This is a genomic window from Kitasatospora sp. NBC_01302, assembly GCF_035976515.1.
In the GTDB taxonomy this organism is placed as follows: domain Bacteria; phylum Actinomycetota; class Actinomycetes; order Streptomycetales; family Streptomycetaceae; genus Kitasatospora.
On record NZ_CP108404.1, the window covers coordinates 1780357 to 1799948 of the forward strand.

Sequence of the window (19592 nt, forward strand, 5' to 3'; positions counted from 1 at the left end):
GCGCGCCTTTCACCGCCGACCCGAACGCCGCCCTAGGGGCACGTTAGGGGTTGCCCGGATTATTCGGACACCCATAGCTTCGGCGGCGGCAATGCCCGTCCCGGATGATTCCGCTGCCGATGATTCCACCGCACCACGAGGAAGCCCGCGATGAGAATTGCTTGCTGGCAGGCCGCGTGCGGCTCCCCCGACGTTCCGCACCTGCTGGAGCGGCTTCGGACGGCGGCCCGGCAGGCGGCCGAGGCGGGCGCGGAGCTGCTGGTCGCCCCGGAGATGACCGTGGGCGGCTACCCGCTGCGGCCCGGCATGCTGGCCGAGGCCCGTGAACCGGCCGGTGGCCGGCACGGCGCCGCAGTGGCCGGGATCGCCCGCGAGCACCGCATCGCGCTGCTGTACGGCTGGCCGGAGAGCGACGGGGACGCGGTCTACAACGCGAGCCGGCTCGTCTCCGCCGAGGGCGTCCCGCTGGCCGGCTACCGCAAGGCGCACCTGTTCGGCGAGGTGGACCGGTCCCGGTTCGTGCCGGGCGACAACGGCGTGGTGCAGGCGCGGCTCGGCGAACTGACGGTCGGTCTGCTGATCTGCTACGACGTCGAGTTCCCGGAGGCCGTCCGGGCCCACGCCCTGGCCGGCACCCAACTGCTGCTGGTGCCGACCGCACTGATGAACCCCTGGCACGTGGTCGCGCGCACCCTGGTGCCCGCCAGAGCCTTCGAGAGCCAGCTCTACATCGCCTACGCCAACTGGATCGGCGAGCGCGGCGGCCTGGACTTCTGCGGGCTGAGCACCGTGGCGGCCCCGGACGGCACCCGGCTCACCCGGGAGGAGCCCACCGAGGGCCTGCTCCTGGCCGAGATCGACCCGGCGGTGGTGGCCAAGGCGCGCCGCGACACTCCCTACCTCCATGACCGGCGCCCCGAGCTCTACCAGGGCCTGCCCGACCGCCTGGGCTGACCGCGCGAGCCGGGTCCCGAAAGGTGTCCACCGATGTCCCTCAGTGCCCGCGCATATCCGGCCGCGCGTGATGTGACCGCACCCCTGACGATGTTCGGCCCCGACTTCCCCTTCGCCTACGACGACTGGCTGCGCCACCCCGCCGGACTCGGCTCGCTGCCCGCCGCGCGGCACGGCACGCCGGTGGCCGTGGTCGGCGGCGGCATGGCGGGCCTGGTCGCGGGCCACGAGCTGCTGCGCCTGGGGCTGCGCCCGGTGCTCTACGAGGCCGGTGAGCTGGGCGGACGGATGCGGTCGGTGCCGTTCGCGGCGGACCCGCGGTACGCCGCCGAACTGGGTGCGATGCGCTTCCCGGTCGCGGCCAGCACGCTGTTCCACTACATCGACGCGCTCGGCCTGCGCACCCGCCCCTTCCCCAACCCGCTGGCCCCGGGCACCCCCAGCACCCTGGTGCACCTGGGCGGCGAGCGGCACTACGCGCGGGCCGTCGAGGACCTGCCGCCGGTCTACCAGCAGGTGGCCGACGCCTGGCAGAAGACGCTGCTGGACCAGGCCGAGCTGGCGGTGATGGAGGACGCCGTGCGCCGGCGCGACACCGTGCTGCTCAAGGCGGTGTGGAACCGTATGGTGCGCACCCTGGACGACCAGTCCTTCTACGGCTTCCTGGCCGCCTCACCGTACTTCCGCTCGTTCCGGCACCGGGAGCTGTTCGGCCAGGTCGGCTTCGGCACCGGCGGCTGGGACACCGACTTCCCCAACTCGATCCTGGAGGTGCTGCGGGTGGTGTTCACCGGCGCCGACCAGGACCAGGTGGGCATCGTCGGCGGCACCGGGCAGCTGGTCCAGGGCCTGTGGCGGCGGCCCGCGGGCCGGGCCGCGCACTGGCCGGCCGACACCTCGCTCGCGAGCCTGCACGAGGGCACCCCCCGTCCAGCGGTGACCGCGCTGCGGCGGGTGGCCGGGGGCGTGCTGGTGGAGGACGCGGGCGGCGGGCGGGCGAGCTACCCGGCGGTGGTCCACACCCCGCACGTGTGGACGCTGCTGAGCCAGATCGACTGCGACCCCGCACTGCTCTCCACCGAGCAGTGGACGGCCGTCGAGCGGACCCACTACATGGGCTCCTCCAAGCTGTTCGTGCTCACCGACCGGCCGTTCTGGCGGGACCGGGACGGTGCGACCGGCCGCGACACGATGAGCATGACGCTCAGTGACCGGATGCCGCGCGGGGTCTACCTCTTCGACGAGGGCCCCGACCGGCCCGGGGTGATCTGCCTCTCCTACACCTGGAACGACGACTCGCTGAAGGTCGCGACGCTGAGCGACGAGCAGCGCCTGGAGGTGCTGCTCGGGGCGCTGCGCGAGATCTACCCCGGGGTCGATCTGCGGCGGCACATCGTCGGACCGCCGGTCTCGGTGACCTGGGAGACCGACCCGCTGTTCATGGGCGCCTTCAAGGCCAATCTGCCGGGGCAGTACCGCTACCAGCGCCGGCTGTTCGGCCAGTTCGTCCAGGACGGCCTGCCGCCCGAGCGGCGCGGGCTCTTCCTGGCCGGCGACGACGTCTCCTGGACGGCCGGCTTCGCCGAGGGCGCGGTCACCACGGCGCTGAACGCCGTCTGGGGCGTGCTGCACCACCTCGGTGGCGCCACCAGCCCGGAGAACCCCGGTCCGGGGGACCTCTTCGACCAGCTCGCTCCGGTGCTGCTGCCGGAGGACTGAGGGTCCGTCACCCGACGGGCCGGCAGGCGCGCAAGACGCTCAGCACACGAACCACGGGGGAAGCGATGGAACTACTGGAACAGGGAATCCGCGGCGAGCCGGCATGGACCGTGCCGTGCAGGGCGACCGGCCGGAGCGGTGCGGACAAAGTCATGGCACAGTTGATCAGCGCAGCCCAGCCCACGTGGGTCGAACTCCTCACGGGCCTGGACACCACGGAGTTCGAGGAGCTGCTGCACGCCCTGCGGCCGCACACCGAGGCGGACGCACCGCGGGTGGGGCGACGCTGGACGCTCTGCCTGGCGGACCGGGTCCTGCTGGTCTCGGTCTACCGCCGCACCAACCTGACCATGCGTGAGGTCGCCGTGGTGTTCGGGATCTCCAAGTCGGCCGCCGACCGGATCGTCGGCCAGCTCGGGCCGCTGCTCGACCTGCCGCCGGTGCGCCACCGGCGCTCCCGGCTGACCCTGCGGCTGGACCGCATGACCGACGAGGCGTGAACTGACGTTTGATCAGAAGTGAACAACAGGTGAACCAGCCGACCGGGCCGGTCCAGTCAACGCGCTGGACCGGCCCGGTCGTTGGCGTTCCCAAGAGTGCCCGATCGGGCACATCGACGCTCGCCGGCCTGCCCGATCGGGCACTCTTGCACCTCAACTGGCAGCCCTCGGCGCCCTAACGGGACAACCGCACCGCACCGCCGGACCGGCGCCGCCCGACCCGCCGCGACCGGAGTGAAACCTGGTGGACCATCAAACTCTGTCTGAAATCTGAGAGTTAACACGGTGTTTCCCACCCTCGTGCCGCCCCGGCACGGGCCGATCGCTGCCCGATTTGTCGCGCCATGTCGGATCAATCACCCCAACCCGCCCCCCGGGCGACTCCCGGGCCGGCCGCCATCCTCAATTCTTGATCAGTTCTCCACGACAGACGTGTCCCGGTCACCCGAGCAGTGTTATGTTTCCGACCAGCTGTCCCGCAACTCGCCAAGGCCGGACCACAACGGCCTACCTGTGCGCGGATATGGAGTGCTGCGGCCCCACCCGTCCGGTGCGGACCGACTACTCACCGCTGCCCAGGTGAATTCCAGTCATTAGAATGTCGTCAAGATTTTCGTGCATTTCATCTGGGAGAAATGTGTTCCAGCACGGAGTGCGGCCGGCCTTTCCTCTGCAAAAGACCGCCGTGCCGGAGTCCCCCCTCACCCCCCGGGCCGAATCCGACTTAGTGGAACCGTCGACCTCGAGACCTCGCCTGGGCCGGATTCAGGACCCGAAGCAAGGAGCAGCCATATGACGGGCCGTCCTGACCTCATCGAACGCACCGAAGAACTGCTTGTCCTCAACAGCATCACCACCGCCGCGCTCCAGGGCGCCGGCTCGGTCGGCCTGGTGGTCGGCCCGGTGGCCAGCGGCAAGTCCGTCCTGCTCAGCGCCCTGGGCGAGCAGGCGGGCGCGGCCGGAGCCACGGTGCTGCGCGCCACCGGTGCGCAGGCCGAGGCCGGCACGCCGCTGAGCATCGTCGGCCAGCTGCTGCACCAGGCCCCGCTGGATGCCGACGGTGCCGTGCGGACCCGGCACCTGCTGGCGGTCGCGGCCCGGGCCACCGGCCCCGACCAGCTGCCGGCCGATCTGGTGCAGGCGCTGTGCGGCGTCCTGTTCGACCTGTCGAAGACCATCCCGCTGCTGATCTGCGTCGACGACGCCCACCACGCCGACCCGTTCTCCCTGCAGTGGCTGCTCTTCCTGATCCGCCGGCTCGGCACCGCCCGGATCGCCGTGGTGCTCACCGAGCGCACCGCCCGCCAGCACCCGCGGCCCGCCTTCCACGCCGAGCTGCTGCGCCAGCCGCACTGCCGCCGGATCATGCTCGGACCGCTCAGCCACGAGGGCGTGGTCCACCTGCTCGGCACCCGGCTGGAGACCGAGCGGGCCGCGGAGCTGGCGCCCCGGGTGGACGCGCTCACCGGCGGCAACCCCCTGCTCGTGCACGGTCTCCTGGAGGACCTGCGCTCGTCCACCCGGCACTCCCTGGACCAGTACCCGGCCGGTCTCGGTGACGGGTTCGCCTTCTCCCAGGCCGTGGTGAGCTGCCTGCACCGCAGCGAGCCGGCCGCGCTCGCGGTGGCCCGCGGCATCGCCGTCCTCGGCGACCAGGCCTCCGACCACCTGCTCGGCCAGTTGCTCGGCCTCTTCCCCAGCCTGGTGGCCGGGGTCATCGACGGCCTGCACTCGGCAGGCCTGCTGGAGGACGGCCGGTTCCGGCACCCCGCGGTGCGCACCGCCGTCCTGCACGACACCGACGCCGCCGAGCTCAGCGCCCTGCACACGCAGGCCGCCCGGCTCCTCTACGGCCAGGGCGCGCCCGAGCGGGCCATCGCCGAGCAGCTGCTCGCCTCCGACCGGCCCGGTGAGGGCTGGAGCACCCGGGTCCTGTGCGACGTGGCCCGGCAGGCGCTCTTCGACGGTGACGCGGACCTGGCCCGGCGCAGCGTGGAGCACGCCCACCGCGGCTGCACCGACCCCCGCGAGCGCGCCAAGGTGCTGACCCTGCTGGCCGGCGTCGAGTGGCAGTTGCAGCCCGGCAGCGCCACCCGGCACCTGCCGATGCTCACCGCCGCCCTGCGGGCCGGCGAGCTGGACGACCGGGACTCGGTGGTGGTCGTCAAGTACCTGCTGCGGCACGGCCGGATCACCGAGGCCACCCACCTGCTGGAGCACCTGCTGACCCTGGGCCGGCCGATCGACGCGCGGACCGCCTCCGAGGTGCAGACCGTCAAGCTGCAGTTCTCCAGCTCCTACCCGGGCGCGCTGGCCGAGCTGCGGCCGTTCGGCTCGTGCAACGTCAACCAGGACCGCACGCCGGCCGCCGTGCGCGCCGACCCGCAGCTGCAGGCCGCCGCCGCCCTGGACGAGGTGCTCAGCGGCCGGGCCGACGAGAACACCTTCCTCGGCGCCGAGCAGGTGCTGCGCAGCATCGGGCTGACCTACCGCCACTGGGAGCAGGTCGAGTTCGCGCTGCTCGCGCTCGTCTACGGCGACCAGCTGGAGCGCGCTGCCTTCTGCTGCGAGCAGTTGCTGGGCCGGGTCGGCCGGGCCGCCGAGGGCATCCGCCCGCCGCTGCTGGCCCTGCGCGGCCTGATCGCGGTGCGCCAGGGCCGGCTGGTGGACGCCGAGCGCTACGCCACCAGCGCCCTGGAGCAACTCCCCTGGAACGCCTGGGGGGTGAACATCGGCCTGCCGCTCGCCACGCTGCTGATGACCTACACCCTGATGGGCAAGTACGAGGACGCCGCCCAGCTGCTCAACCGGCCTGTCCCGCAAGCCATTTACCAGACCCGCTACGGCATGCACTACCTGTTCGCCCGCGGTGAGTTCCGGCTTGCCACCAACCACCCGCACGCGGCCCTGGACGACTTCCTGATCTGCGGCGAGATGATGCAGGACTGGGACCTCGACCTGCCGAGCGTGGTGTCGTGGCGCAGCGCGGCGGCCCGGGTCCACCTGCAGATGGGCAACCACCAGCAGGCCAAGGTGCTGATCGACGAGCAGACCAAGCGGCTGCAGCCCGGCCCCTCGCGCTCGCGCGGCCTCACCATGCGGCTCAGCGCCGCGGTCGCCGAGCTCAAGTACCGGCCCTCGCTGCTGCGCCAGGCCGTGGACGACCTCCAGCGCTGCGGCTCGCGGGTCGAACTGGCGCTGGCCCTGGCCGACCTGGGCTACGCCCACCAGAACCTGGGCGACCACAAGCGCTCCCGGATCATGATGAGCCGGGCCTGGCAGCTGGCCAAGGAGCAGAGCGCCGAGCCGATCCAGCGCGGGCTGTCCAGCATGTTCTCGGAGCTGCGCGAGGAGGTGGCACCGGCACCGGCCACCGAGGTGGCCACGGCCGAGGCCGCCGGCTCCACCGCCTCCGCCACGGACGGGCTGAGCGACGCCGAGCGGCGGGTCGCCGGGCTGGCCGCGCTCGGACACAGCAACCGCGAGATCGCCCGTGAGCTGTTCATCACGGTCAGCACGGTCGAGCAGCACCTGACCCGGGTCTACCGCAAGCTCAAGGTCACCCGGCGCAGCGATCTGCCGAGCGACCTCTGCCTGGTGACGAGCGGCTCCGCCTGGTACGCCTCCTGACGGCTTGTCCGCCCCGCGGCGCGGGTGTGCACGAGGGCCCGCAGCGGGCCGGCTCCGGCCGGCCGCTGCGGGCCCTGGCCGCACTGGGTCAGCCGGTGTAGGGGCGCAGCCGGTCGGTGATCTCGCCGAGCACCGCGCGCTGCTGGGCGGCCAGGTAGAAGTGGCCGCCGGGGAAGACCCGCAGCGAGAAGTCGCCGGTGGTCTCCTCGGCCCAGACCTTGGCCTCGTCCACGGTGGACTTGGGGTCGTCGTCGCCGATCAGCGTCACGATCGGGCAGCTCAACGGGCCGCCCGGCGGGCGCTCGTAGGTCTCGATCGCCCGGTAGTCGTTGCGGATCGCGGGCAGGATCATCCGCAGGATCTCCTCGTCGCCCAGCAGCGCGGTGTTGGTGCCGCTGAGCGTCTTGAGCTCGCCCACCAGGCCGTCGTCGTCGCGCTGGTGGACGAACTCGGCGCGGTGGGTGGCCGGGCCGCGGCGCCCGGAGACGAAGAGCGCGGCCGGCACCCGCCCCTCGGCCTCCAGCCGGCGGGCCAGCTCGAAGCCGAGGACCGCGCCCATGCTGTGGCCGAACAGGGCCAGCGGACGGTCGTCCAGCGCGCCCAGAACGCGGTGGACCTGGTCGGCCAGCTCGGTGATGGTCCCGATGCTCGGCTCCAGCCGCCGGTCCTGACGCCCCGGGTACTGCACCGAGAGCACCTCGATCTGCGGCGACAGGGCGGCCGACACCGGGAAGTAGAAGCTGGCCGAGCCACCGGCGTGCGGCAGGCAGAGCAGGCGCACCTTGGCGTCGGGGGCCTGGTGGAAGCGGCGTATCCACAGGTCGTGTGCGGCGCTGGTCGGGACGCTCATTCGGATCTCTCGTCTCTCTCGGGTCGGTGCGGTTCTCGTGCTCGGTGCGGTTTCTCGTGCTCGGCGCGGTTCTCGCGGTCGGGCGTGTCGGGGTCGGGCGGGCCGGGGCCGGACGGGCGCCGTGGCCGGTCCGGCCGACGTGCGGGGAGCCGCCCCGGCCCGCGGGGGTCGGGCCGGGACGGCGGTCTGTGCCCTCCCACCGTAGGCGGAAAGGGGGCCGGGAGTCCGGGGATCACCGCATCGAGCGCAGCCAGTCCTCGATCAGCTCGGCGACGACGGCGGCGTGCTCCTCCATCACGGTGAAGTGGTCGCCCGGTCCGTCCACCGCGGTGTGCGGCAGCGGCCAGGACGCCTGCACCGCCGCGGTGACCGGCGCCGGTCCGCCGTCCACCGCAGGGGCGGTCAGCGGACCGGCGGCCCGGACCAGCAGGGTGGGCGCGGTGATGGCGGTGGGCCGGCGGTCGGCGAAGAGCCGCAGGTAACCGCCCATCGCGGTGAGCCTGGCGTCGTCCATCGGCACGTAGCCGCCCTCGCGGGCGAGCATGGCCCCGGTCAGCACCGGCAGGATCCGGGCCGCGACGCCGAGGCCGGCGGTGTCGGAGCGGTCCGCGTCCGAGTCACCGGTGTCACTGCCGTCGGCCTCCGGGCCGGTGAAGGAGTAGGTGTCCACCAGGACCACACCGAGCGGACCGCTGCCCAGTTCCTCCAGCCGGGCCGCCGTGGCCTGCGCCAGCAGTCCGCCGGTGGAGTGGCCGAGCAGGACGAACGGCGCTCCCCCGGTGGCCCGCAGCACCGCCCGGGCACCCAGTTCGAGCATCGCCCCGGCCGTCTCCGGCAGCGACTCGCCCGCCAGGTAGCCCGGCAGCGGCAGCGCCAGGACCTCGCGCCGGCCCCGGAAGGCCGCCGCGATCCGGGCGTACTGGTGCGGGCCGGAGATTGCGAGCAGCGAGGGCAGGCAGACCAGCAGCGGCCGCTCGGGCCCCTCGGCCAGCCGGAGCAACTCCGGTGCCAGCTCGGCCGCTTCGTCCTGCGCGAAGGCGGGCCGGAAGCGGGAGGCCGCGAAGAGCAGGGCCATGAACTCCTCGCTGCGCCCGCTTGCGGCGGCGGTGCGCAGCATGGCCGCCATGGTGCCGGCCGGCCCGCTCTCCGGCGCCTCGGCCGCCGCGGCGGCCGCCCCCGGAGCGTCCGACGACTCCAGCTGCCGGTTCAGCCGGGCGGCCAGCAGCCGCGCGGTGGGGTGGTCGAAGAGCAGCGTGGCGGGCAGCCGCAGACCGGTCGCCAGAGCGAGCCGGTTGCGCATCTCCACCGAGGTCAGCGAGTCGAAACCGAGCTCCAGGAAGGCGCGTTCGATGTCCACCGCCTCCGGGCCCGGGTGGCCGAGCGCGGCGGCGGCGTGCGCGCGCACCAGATCGAGCAGGATCGCCTCGCGCTCCGGCCCGGTGCGGCCGGCCAGCTGCGCGGCGAGCGCCCCGGCCGACTCCTGCCGACCGGCGGCGGCCCGGCGCACCGGCACCCGCAGCAGGCCGCGCAGCAGCGCCGGCACCTGCCCGGTCGCCGCGGCGTGGGCGCGCAGGCCGGCCAGGTCGAGCTTGACCGGCACCAGCAGCGCCTCGTCGAGCGCCTCGGCGGCGTCGAACAGTGCCAGCCCCTCGGCGAAGGAGAGCGGCGCCACACCGCCGCGGGCCAGCCGCCGCCGGTCCGCCTCGCCCATCTCGCCGGTCATCCCGGAGGCGGTCTCCCACAGGCCCCAGGCCAGCGAGGTCGCCGGCAGGCCGTGGGCGCGCCGGTGCTCGGCGAGTGCGTCCAGGAAGGCGTTGGCCGCCGCGTAGTTGGCCTGCCCCGGGCCGCCGAAGACGCCGGCCACCGAGGAGAAGAGCACGAAGGCGTCCAGCTTATGATGCAGCGTCAGTTCGTGCAGCAGCCAGGCCGCGTCGACCTTCGGGCGCAGCACCCGGTCGACCCGCTCCGGGGTGAGCGAGACCACGGCGCCGTCGTCGAGCGCACCGGCCGCGTGCACCACGGCGGTCAGCGGGTGCTCCGCCGGCACCGAGGCGAGCAGCTCGGCCATCGCCGTCCGGTCGGCCGCGTCGCACGCGGCGAACCGCGCCTCGGCGCCGAGCCCGGCCAGCTCGCTCCGCAACTCGGCGGCCCCGGCGGCCGCTTCGCCACTGCGCGAGACCAGCAGCAGGTGCCGCACGCCGTGTTCGGCGACCAGGTGACCGGCCAGCAGGCGGCCCAGCTCGCCGGTGGCGCCGGTGAGCAGCACCGTCCCGGCGGGGTTCCAGCCGGGACGCGCCTCGGCGGCCTCGTCCTGCTGGGCGGGCAGGGCGGCCCGGGCCAGCCGGGGGGCGATCAACCCACCGCCTCGGAGGGCGAGTTGCGGCTCTTCCAGGGTGCACGCGAGGTCCAGCACGGCGGCGGACCGCGCGGTCCCGTCCAGATCGATCAGGACGAACCGGTCGGGGTTCTCGGTCTGCGCGGTGCGGATCAGGCCCCAGACGGCGGCCGACGCCAGGTCGGTCACGTCCTCGCCGGGCCGGGCGGCCACCGCGCCACGGGTGACCAGCACCAGCCGCGCGTCCGCCGTGCACTCCTGCGCGAGCCAGCCCTGCACCAGCTCCAGCGCCCGGTGCACCGCCTGGTGCGTCGCCTGCACAGTGTCGGCGGCGGGGAGGGTACCGGCGGCGGGCGGCGGGCAGCAGGCCAGCACGACCGGCGGCATCGGCGCCCCGGCGGCGACCGCGTCCGCCAGCGCGGCCGGGTCGGCGTACCGGGCGGTCCCGGTGCCGGGCAGGCCGGTGGCCCAGCCCTCGGGGTCCGGGCCGAGCAGCGCCCAGTCGGCGCCGCGGGCGGCGGCCTCGGCGGGTGCCGGCAGGGCGACCCACTCCCGGCCGAACAGCGCGTCACTTACCCCGCCGCCGGCGGCCCCGAACTGCTCGGGCGAGACCGGGCGCAGCGCGAGCGAGTCCACGCTCGCCACCGGGGCTCCGGCCGCGTCGGTCAGCTCCAGCGCGATCGCGTCCTCGCCGACCGGCCGGATGCGGGCCCGCAGGTCGGTCGCGCCGGTGGCGCACAGGCGGACCCCGCTCCAGGCGAACGGCAGCCGCCCACCGCCGGTGTCCGCGACGATCCCGCCGAGCGCCAGGGTGTGCAGGGCGGAGTCGAGCAGCGCCGGGTGCAGGCCGAAGGCCTCGGCCTGCACCCGGCACTCCTCGGGCAGGGCGAGCTCGGCGAAGATCTCGCCGTCGCGCCGCCAGGCGGCCCGCACGCCCCGGAAGGCCGGACCGTAGGCGAAGCCGAGGGCGGCGAAGGCGTCGTAGAGGCCGTCCACGCGGACGGGTTCGGCGTCCTGCGGCGGCCACGGCGTCGCGGTGCCCGCCGGGGCGGTGGCACCGGCCGGGGCGGTGGACAGCTCGCCGGTGGCGTGCCGGGTCCACGGCTGCTCCAGCGGCGCGTCCTCGCGCCGCGCGTGCAGGGCGAACCGGCGCCGTCCGGCGGTGTCCGGCGTGCTCACGGTCAGCTGCAGCTGGACCGCGCCGCGCTCGGGCAGCACCAGCGGAGCCTCCAGGGTCAGCTCCTCCAGGTGGTCGCAGCCGACCTGGTCGCCGGCCCGGATCGCCAGGTCCACGAAGGCCGTGCCGGGCAGCAGCACCGCGCCCATGACCGCGTGGTCGGCCAGCCACGGGTGGGTGTCGAGGGCCAGCCGGCCGGTGAACAGGTGGCCGTCGGCGTCCGCGAGGGTGACCGAGGCGCCCAGCAGCGGGTGCTCGGCCGCGCCCAGACCGGCCGCGGAGACGTCCCCGAAGACCCCGGCGTACGGCTTGGGCCAGTAGCGCTCGCGTTGGAAGGCGTAGGTCGGCAGGTCGATCCGCCGCGCGCCACGGCCGGAGAGGAAGGCCGCCCAGTCCACCTGGATGCCGCGGACATGCGCCTCGGCGAGCGAGGCGAACAGCCGCTCCGGACCGCCCTCGTGACGGCGCAGCGTCCCGAACGCCACCGCATCGCGCCCGGCGGCCTCGATGCCCTCCTGCACCGCCATCGCCAGCACCGGATGCGCACTGACCTCGACGAACGTCCCAAAGCCCTCCGCGAGCAGCGTGCCGACAGCGTTCTCGAACTCCACCGTCGCCCGCAGATTGGTGAACCAGTACTCCGCATCCATCCCGGAACCGTCCACCCACGCACCCGACACCGTCGACAGCAACGGCACCGCACCGGCCCGGGGACGAACCGGCGCCAGCAGCTCCAGCAGCTCGCCCCGGATCGCCTCCACCTGCGCCGAGTGCGAGGCGTAGTCCACCGGCACCCGCCGCGCCCGCACCCCGTCCGCCTCGCACGAGGCCAACAGCTCGTCCAGTGCCGCCGGTTCACCCGACACCACCACCGACGACGGCCCGTTCACCGCCGCCACCGACACCCGCGCCTCACCCCATCCGGCCAGGCGCTCGCGCACCTCGGCCACCGGCAGCGCCACCGACACCATGCCGCCCCGGCCCGCCAGCCCGTCAGCGATCGCCCTGCTGCGCAGGGCCACCACCCGCGCACCGTCCTCCAGCGAGAGCGCACCCGCCACCACCGCCGCCGCGATCTCCCCCTGCGAATGACCCGCCACCGCCGCCGGACGAACCCCCGCCGACCGCCACACCTCCGCGAGCGACACCATCACCGCCCACAACACCGGCTGCACCACCTCCACCCGCTCCAACGCCCCCGCATCACCCAGCACATCGAGCAACGACCACCCCGCCACGAACAGCGACAACGCAACCGCACACTCCCCCATCCGCGCCGCGAACACCGGCGAGCACTCCAACAACTCCACCGCCATCCCCACCCACTGCGACCCCTGCCCCGGGAAGACGAACGCCACCCTCCCCGCCGAGCCGGCCACCCCGCGCACCACCTCCGCCGCGGCCCCACCCGAGGCCAGCGCCGCCAAGCCGCGTTCCGCCGCCTCGCGATCACCCGCGACCACCACCGCCCGGTGCTCGAAGGACGCGCGGGTCGTGGCCAGCGCCACCGCGACGTCCGACAGCGCGATCTCGGGCTCGGTGTGGAGCCGGCCGAGCAGCCGCGCCGCCTGCTCGCGCAGGGCCGGCTCGGAGCGGGCGGACAGCAGCCACGGCACCGCCGTCCCGCTCGCCGCCGGTGCCGCAGCCACCGCGGCCGGCTCCTCGTCCTCGGGCGCCTGCTCGAGGATCACGTGCGCGTTGGTGCCGCTGAAGCCGAAGGACGACACCGCGGCCCGGCGCGGCTCGCCGGTCTCCGGCCAGGGCCGGGACTCGGTGAGCAGCTCGACCGCGCCCGCCGTCCAGTCCACGTGCGGGGTCGGCTCGCCGATGTGCAGCGTCCTGGGCAGCACGCCGTGGCGCATCGCCATGACCATCTTCATGATCCCGGCGGCACCGGCCGCGGCCTGGGTGTGCCCGAGGTTGGACTTGACCGAGCCGAGCCAGAGCGGCCGCTCCGCGGTGTGCTCGCGGCCGTAGGTGGCCAGCAGCGCCTGCGCCTCGATCGGGTCGCCCAGCGGCGTCCCCGTCCCGTGCGCCTCGACGGCGTCCACCTGGTCGGCCGTCAGCCGGGCGTTCGCCAGGGCCTGGCGGATCACCCGCTGCTGGGCCGGGCCGTTCGGGGCGGTCAGGCCGTTCGAGGCGCCGTCCTGGTTGATCGCCGAGCCGCGCACCACGGCGAGCACCGGGTGCCCGTTGCGCCGCGCGTCCGAGAGGCGCTCGACCAGCAGCATGCCCACGCCCTCGGCCCAGCTGGTGCCGTCCGCGTCGGCCGAGAACGGCTTGCAGCGGCCGTCGGCGGCCAGCCCCCGCTGGCGGCTGAACTCGACGAACGAGGTCGGCGAGGCCATCACCACCGAGCCGCCGGCCAGCGCCATCGTGCACTCACCGGTGCGCAGCGCCTGGGCGGCGAGGTGCAGGGCGACCAGCGAGGAGGAGCAGGCGGTGTCGATGGTGACCGCCGGGCCCTCCAGGCCGAAGGTGTAGGAGACCCGCCCCGAGGCGACGCTGCTGGAGCTGCCCGTCCCGACGTAGCCCTCCATGGCGTCGGCCGACTGCATCAGCAGCGGGGCGTAGTCGCCGTACATCACGCCCGCGAAGACGCCGGTGCGGCTGCCCTTGACCGAGGCCGGGTCGATGCCCGCCCGCTCGAAGGCCTCCCAGGAGGTCTCCAGGAGCAGCCGGTGCTGCGGGTCGATCGAGATCGCCTCGCGCGGCGAGATGCCGAAGAAGCCCGGGTCGAACAGGCCCGCGTCGTGCAGGAAGCCGCCCTCGCGGGTGTAGGAGGTGCCCGGCCGCTCCGGGTCGGTGTCGTAGAGCGCCTCCAGCGGCCAGTCACGGTCGGTGGGGAAGCCGGAGACGCCGTCGCCGCCGTCGGCCACCAGGCGCCACAGGTCCTCCGGCGAGGCGACCCCGCCGGGGAACCGGCAGGCCATGCCGATGATCGCGATCGGGTCGTCGTCCGACGGTGTGAGGACCGCGGCGGCGGCAGCGGCCGGCAGGGTGCCGAGCAGCTCCTCGCCCAGCAGTTCGGCGATGGCCAGCGGGTTGGGGTGGTCGAAGACCAGGGTGGTGGGCAGCCGCAGTCCGGTGACGGCGTTCAGGCGGTTGCGCAGTTCCACCGCGGTGAGCGAGTCGATACCGAGGTCCCGGAAGGCCCGGTCGGTCTCCACCGCGTGCGCGCCCGGGTAGCCCAGCACCGTGGCGGCCTCGGTGCGGACCAGCTCCACCAGCGCACCCGCCCGGTCGGCCTCGGGCAGGGCGGCGAGCCGCTGCGCCAGCGCCGAGCCGCCCGCACCGCCCGCCGCCTCGGCCGCGCGGCGCATCGGCGCCCGCACCAGGCCGCGCAGCAGCGGCGGCAGCAGGCCGGCTTCGGCCAGGCCGCGCAGGCCGGCCAAGTCCAGCCGGATCGGGACGTAGCTCGCGCCGTCCAGCGCGGTGGCGGTGTCGAGCAGCGCCAGGCCCTCCGCGGAGGTCAGCGCGCCGACCCCGCCACGGGCCATCCGCTGGGTGTCGGAGCTGCTCAACTCCCCTGCCATGCCGCCGTCCTCGGCCCACAGGCCCCAGCCCAGCGAGGTCGCGGGCAGGCCCGCCGCCCGGCGCTGCTGGGCGAGCGTGTCCAGGAAGGCATTGGCGGCGGCGTAGTTGGCCTGGCCCGCGGTGCCGAAGGTGCCCGCCGCCGAGGAGAAGAGCACGAAGGAGGTGAGGTTCTGATGCTTCGTCAGTTCGTGCAGGTGCCAGGCCGCGTCGACCTTGGGCCGCAGCACGGCGGCCAGCCGCTCGGGGGTGAGCGAGGAGATCACACCGTCGTCGAGCACACCGGCGGTGTGCACCACGGCGGTCAACGGGCGCTCCAGCGAGGCGAGCAGCGCCGCCAGCGCCGCCCGGTCCGCCACGTCACAGGCCGCCAGCGTCACCTCCGCGCCCGACTCCCGCAACTCGGCCGCCAGTTCGACCGCACCAGCGGCCCGCGCACCACGACGCGAGACCAGCAACAGCCGCTGCACACCCCGCACCGCCACCAGATGCCGCGCCACCAGCGCACCCAGCGTCCCCGTCGCACCCGTGACCAGCACCGTCCCACCCGACTCCAGGTCCGGGTCCGACGCCAGGTCCGGCTCCAGCTCCAGCTCCAGCTCCAGCTCCAGGACAGGCTCGGCCTCGGACCCGGGCTCGGGCTCGGCCTCGGGCTCGGCGACCGGCACCCGGGCGAGCCGCGGCGCGTACGCCGACCCGTCGCGCAGGGCGAGTTGGGGCTCACCGGTGGCGACCGCGGCCGACAGGGTCTCGTGCGAGAGGTCCCCGACCGTGTCGAGGTCGAGCAGCAGCACCCGGTCCGGGTTCTCCGCCTGCGCGGAGCGGAGCAGGCCACGGACGGCGGCCGCCGGGAGGTCGGTCACCGCGTCCTCGTCCCCGGTGGTGACCGCGCCCCGGGTCAGCGCCACCAGCCGGGTCTCGGTGAACTCCTCGGTGGCCAGCCACTGCTGCACCAGCGCGAGGGCCTCGGCGGTGCGCCGGTGGGTGGCGGCGGGGAGGTCGGGGTCGGCCGGCGCGGTGAAGGAGGCTACCAGGGTCCGCGGGAGCGGGGCGCCCTGATGGACCGCTTCACGCAGCGCGGCGAGGTCGGCGTAGCCGACCGCCTGGTCCGGGCCGTAGCCGTAGCCGTCGGCGGCGCCGAGCACCGCCCACGGTCCGCCGTCGGCCGCGGGCGCGGCCGGGAGCGGGACGGGGTGCCAGACCGGCTGGAAGAGCGACTCGTGGTGAGCGGTCCGGCTCGCCGTCAGCTGCTCCATCGCCACCGGTCGCAGCACCAGCTCGGCCACCGTGGCCACCGGTGCCCCGGTGCCGTCGGCGAGGGAGAGCGAGACCGAGTCCGGCCCCTTCGGCGCGATCCGCACCCGCAGGGCGACCGCACCGGCCGCGTGCAGGGCGACACCGCTCCAGGCGAACGGCAGCCGGGCCTGCCCGGTGTCCGGCAGCACACCGCCGATGCCGATCGCGTGCAGCGAGGCGTCGAGCAGCGCCGGGTGCAGGCCGAACCAGGCGGCCTCGGTCCGGTGGGCCTCGGGCAGCTCGACTTCGGCGAACAGCTCGCCGTCGCGCCGCCAGGCCTGGCGCAGGCCCCGGAAGGCCGGTCCGTAGCCGTAGCCGGCCGTGGCGAGCGTGTCGTAGAGCGCGTCGACCGCGAGCGGCTCGGCGTCGGCGGGCGGCCACACGGCGGGCTCGACGGACGCCGGTGCACCGGGGTCCTGGGCGAGCAGACCGGTGGCGTGCCGGGTCCACGGCTCCTCGGCGGGCGCATCCTCCGGCTGCGAGTAGAGGCTGACGGTGCGCCGGCCGGACTCGTCCGCGGTGCCGACCCAGAGCTGCACCCGGACGGCGCCCTTGGCGGGCAGGACGAGCGGTGCCTCCAGCGACAGCTCGTCCAGCAGCCCGCAGCCGACCTGGTCGCCGGCCCGGATCGCCAGCTCCACGAAGGCGGTGCCCGGCAGCAGCACGGTCCCGGCCACGGCGTGGTCGGCCAGCCACGGGTGGGTGTCGACGGCGAGGCGGCCGGTGAACAGGTGGCCGTCGGCGTCCGCGAGGGTGAGCGAGGCGCCCAGCAGCGGGTGGTCGGCCGCGCCCAGACCGGCCGAGGTGACGTCGCCGATCCAGCCGGTCAGCGGCCGGGGCCAGAACTGCTCGTGCTGGAAGGCGTAGGTGGGCAGGTCGACGCGTTGGGCTCCGAGTCCGGTGAAGAGTGCGGGCCAGTCGACCTTGGTGCCGCGCACGTGCAGCTGGGCGAGGGCGGTGGTGAAGGTCTCCGCCTCCGCGCGGTCGCGGCGCAGCACGGGCGTGAACAGGGCCTCGTCCTCGGCGCTCACGCAGGCCTGCGCCAGCGCGCTGAGGGTGCCGTCCGGGCCCAGCTCCAGAAAGGCGCGGACGCCCTGGCCCTCCAGCGCCGTGATCGCGTCGGCGAAACGGACGGCCTCGCGCACGTGGCGCACCCAGTACTCGGGGTCGGTCAGGTCGGCGGACCGGTCGAGCGTGGAGACGATCGGGATCTTCGGCTCGTGGAAAGTCAGTTGGGCGGTGATCGCGCGGAACTCCGCCAGCATCGGCTCCATCAGCGGCGAGTGGAACGCGTGGCTGACGGTGAGCCGCTTCGTCCTGCGGTCCAGCTTCTCGGCCAGCTCCAGCACCGCCGGCTCGGTACCCGAAAGCACCACGGCCGAAGGCCCGTTGACGGCGGCGATCCCCACGTCGCAGCGGTCGGCCAGCAGCGGCAGCAGCTCCTCCTCGCTCGCCTGCACCGCCACCATCGCACCACCGGCAGGCAGCGCCTGCATCAGCCGACCACGCGCCGCCACCAGCCGCGCGGCATCGGCCAGCGAGAGAACGCCCGCGACGTGCGCGGCGGCCAGCTCACCGATCGAGTGCCCCGCCAGGAAGTCCGGCCGCACACCCCACGATTCGACCAACCGGAAGAGCGCCACTTCGAGCGCGAAGAGCGCCGGCTGGGTGTAGGCGGTCTGGTCGAGCAGCGCATCGGCCTCGCCGAGCGGCGTCTCCAGATGCCGGTCCAGCTCGACGCGGACCGCGTCGTACGCCTCGGCGAACGCCGGGAACGCGTCGTACAGTTCAGCGCCCATTCCGGCGCGCTGGCTGCCCTGCCCCGCGAAGAGGAACGCCGTCCGCCCCGCCGTGCCCGCACGCCCGGCCACGGCGCGCGCCGTCGACTCGCCGCGCGACAGTGCCGTCAGCGCCCGGCGCAGTTCCTCGCGTTCGCCGCCGAGCACGACCGCACGGTGCTCGAAGACGGCGCGGGTGGTGGCCAGCGAGAAGGCGGTGTCCAGCACGGACAGGTCGGGATCGGCGTCCAGCCGGCCCAGCAGTCGCTCGGCCTGGCCGCGCAGCGCCTCCGGCGTGCGGCCGGAGAGCAGCAGCGGCGGGTGTCCGACGACGACGGGTGCGACCGGGGCCTCGTCGGCGGGCTCGGACACCGGCTCGGCGTCCGGCGCCTGCTCCAGGATGATGTGCGCGTTGGTCCCGCTGAAACCGAAGGAGGAGACCGCCGCCCGGCGGGGCTCGCCCGTCTGCGGCCAGTCCCGGGCCTCGCTCAGCAGCTCCACCGCGCCCGCCGACCAGTCCACGTGCGTCGACGGCTCGCCGACGTGCAGCGTCTGCGGCAGCACCCCGTGCCGCATCGCCATGACCATCTTCATGATCCCGGCGGCACCGGCCGCGGCCTGGGTGTGCCCCAGGTTGGACTTCACCGAGCCGAGCCAGAGCGGCCGGTCGGCCGGGCGGCCCTGGCCGTAGGTGGCGAGCAGCGCCTGCGCCTCGATCGGGTCGCCCAGCGAGGTGCCGGTGCCGTGCGCCTCGACCGCGTCGACCTGGTCGCCGGTGAGGGCGGCACTGGCCAGCGCCTGCTTGATCACCCGCTGCTGGGACGGACCGTTCGGCGCCGTCAGACCGTTGGAGGCACCGTCCTGGTTGACCGCACTGCCCCGGACCACGGCGAGCACGGGGTGCCCGTTGCGCCGCGCGTCCGAGAGCCGCTCGACGAGCAGCATGCCGACGCCCTCGCCCCAGCCGGTGCCGTCCGCGTCGTCCGAGAAGGCCTTGCAGCGCCCGTCCGTCGCCAGCCCGCGCTGGCGGCTGAACTCGACGAAGGTGCTGGGCGTCAGCATCACCGTGACGCCACCGGCCAGCGCCAGCGTCGACTCGCCCGAGCGCAGCGACTGGCAGGCCAGGTGCAGCGCGACCAGCGAGGAGGAGCAGGCGGTGTCGATGGTGACCGCCGGACCCTCCAGGCCCAGCGTGTAGGAGACCCGGCCCGAGGCGATGCTGCCCGAGGTACCGGTCCCCAACTGTCCCTCGAGGCCCTCGATCGACTGCTGCAGCAGGACGCCGTAGTCGTTGTACATCACGCCGACGAAGACGCCGGTCCGGCTGCCCCTGAGGGTGGCCGGATCGATGCCCGCCCGCTCCAGCGCCTCCCAGGAGGCTTCCAGCAGCAGCCGCTGCTGCGGGTCCATCGACATCGCCTCGCGCGGCGAGATCCCGAAGAAGCCCGGGTCGAAGGCCCCCGCGCGGTCCAGGAACCCGCCCTCGCGGGAGTAGGAGGTGCCGGGGTGGTCGGGGTCGGGGTGGTAGAGGTTCTCGGTGTCCCAGCCCCGGTCCTCGGGGAAGAACGAGACCGCGTCCCGGCCGCCCGCGACCAGGTCCCACAACCCCTCCGGCGAGGCCACCCCGCCGGGGAAGCGGCAGGCCATGCCGACGATCGCGATCGGCTCGTGCTCGCCGTCCTCGAACTCCTTCAGCCGGCGACGCGTCTCGTGCAGATCCGCGGTCACGCGCTTCAGGAAGTACCGAAGCTTCTCCTCGGCCACCATCTCAGCCGACATGTCAGGTCACCTCTCGGGATGTTGCGACAAAAGCGGGCGG

5 protein-coding genes and 1 pseudogene are annotated in these 19592 nt (G+C 74.5%); 4 read left to right on the forward strand and 2 right to left on the reverse strand.

From position 1 onward, the window contains the following. The first annotated feature begins 150 nt into the window (after positions 1–150). The 4 genes from OG294_RS07425 (at position 151) to OG294_RS07440 (ending at position 6803) form a co-directional block, all read left to right on the forward strand. Entirely contained in the window at positions 151–954 is an 804-nt protein-coding gene (locus OG294_RS07425; protein WP_327065622.1) for a carbon-nitrogen hydrolase family protein, read from the forward strand. A 33-nt stretch (positions 955–987) separates the two neighbouring features. Continuing rightward, positions 988–2673 carry a flavin monoamine oxidase family protein gene (locus OG294_RS07430; RefSeq protein ID WP_327065623.1) on the forward strand — a complete coding sequence of 562 codons (1686 nt, stop codon included), beginning with the start codon at positions 988–990 and terminating at the stop codon, positions 2671–2673. Between the two features lie 152 nt (positions 2674–2825). Continuing rightward, on the forward strand, positions 2826–3173 hold the full coding sequence (locus OG294_RS07435) for a helix-turn-helix domain-containing protein (protein WP_327065624.1): 348 nt from the start codon (positions 2826–2828) through the stop codon (positions 3171–3173). 792 nt (positions 3174–3965) lie between these two features. Continuing rightward, a complete protein-coding gene (locus OG294_RS07440) occupies positions 3966–6803 on the forward strand; it encodes a helix-turn-helix transcriptional regulator (protein ID WP_327065625.1) in 2838 nt (945 codons plus the stop codon). Between the two features lie 88 nt (positions 6804–6891). Here OG294_RS07440 and OG294_RS07445 read toward each other — a convergent pair whose 3' ends face one another. Together OG294_RS07445 and OG294_RS07450 are read right to left on the reverse strand one after the other, a co-directional pair. Beyond that, positions 6892–7653 (reverse strand): thioesterase II family protein, encoded by a 762-nt coding sequence (locus OG294_RS07445; protein WP_327065626.1) that lies wholly within the window; start codon positions 7651–7653, stop codon positions 6892–6894. 259 nt (positions 7654–7912) lie between these two features. Next, a pseudogene (locus OG294_RS07450) lies at positions 7913–19540 on the reverse strand (type I polyketide synthase); the annotation flags it as partial. Positions 19541–19592 lie beyond the last annotated feature (52 nt).

Excerpts from the sequence above, each read along its gene's own strand:
- OG294_RS07435 (WP_327065624.1), top strand. The coding sequence starts at position 2,826 with ATGGCACAGTTGATCAGCGCAGCCCAGCCCACGTGGGTCGAACTCCTC.
- OG294_RS07430 (WP_327065623.1), top strand. The coding sequence starts at position 988 with ATGTCCCTCAGTGCCCGCGCATATCCGGCCGCGCGTGATGTGACCGCA.
- OG294_RS07425 (WP_327065622.1), top strand. The coding sequence starts at position 151 with ATGAGAATTGCTTGCTGGCAGGCCGCGTGCGGCTCCCCCGACGTTCCG.
- OG294_RS07445 (WP_327065626.1), bottom strand. The coding sequence starts at position 7,653 with ATGAGCGTCCCGACCAGCGCCGCACACGACCTGTGGATACGCCGCTTC.
- OG294_RS07440 (WP_327065625.1), top strand. The coding sequence starts at position 3,966 with ATGACGGGCCGTCCTGACCTCATCGAACGCACCGAAGAACTGCTTGTC.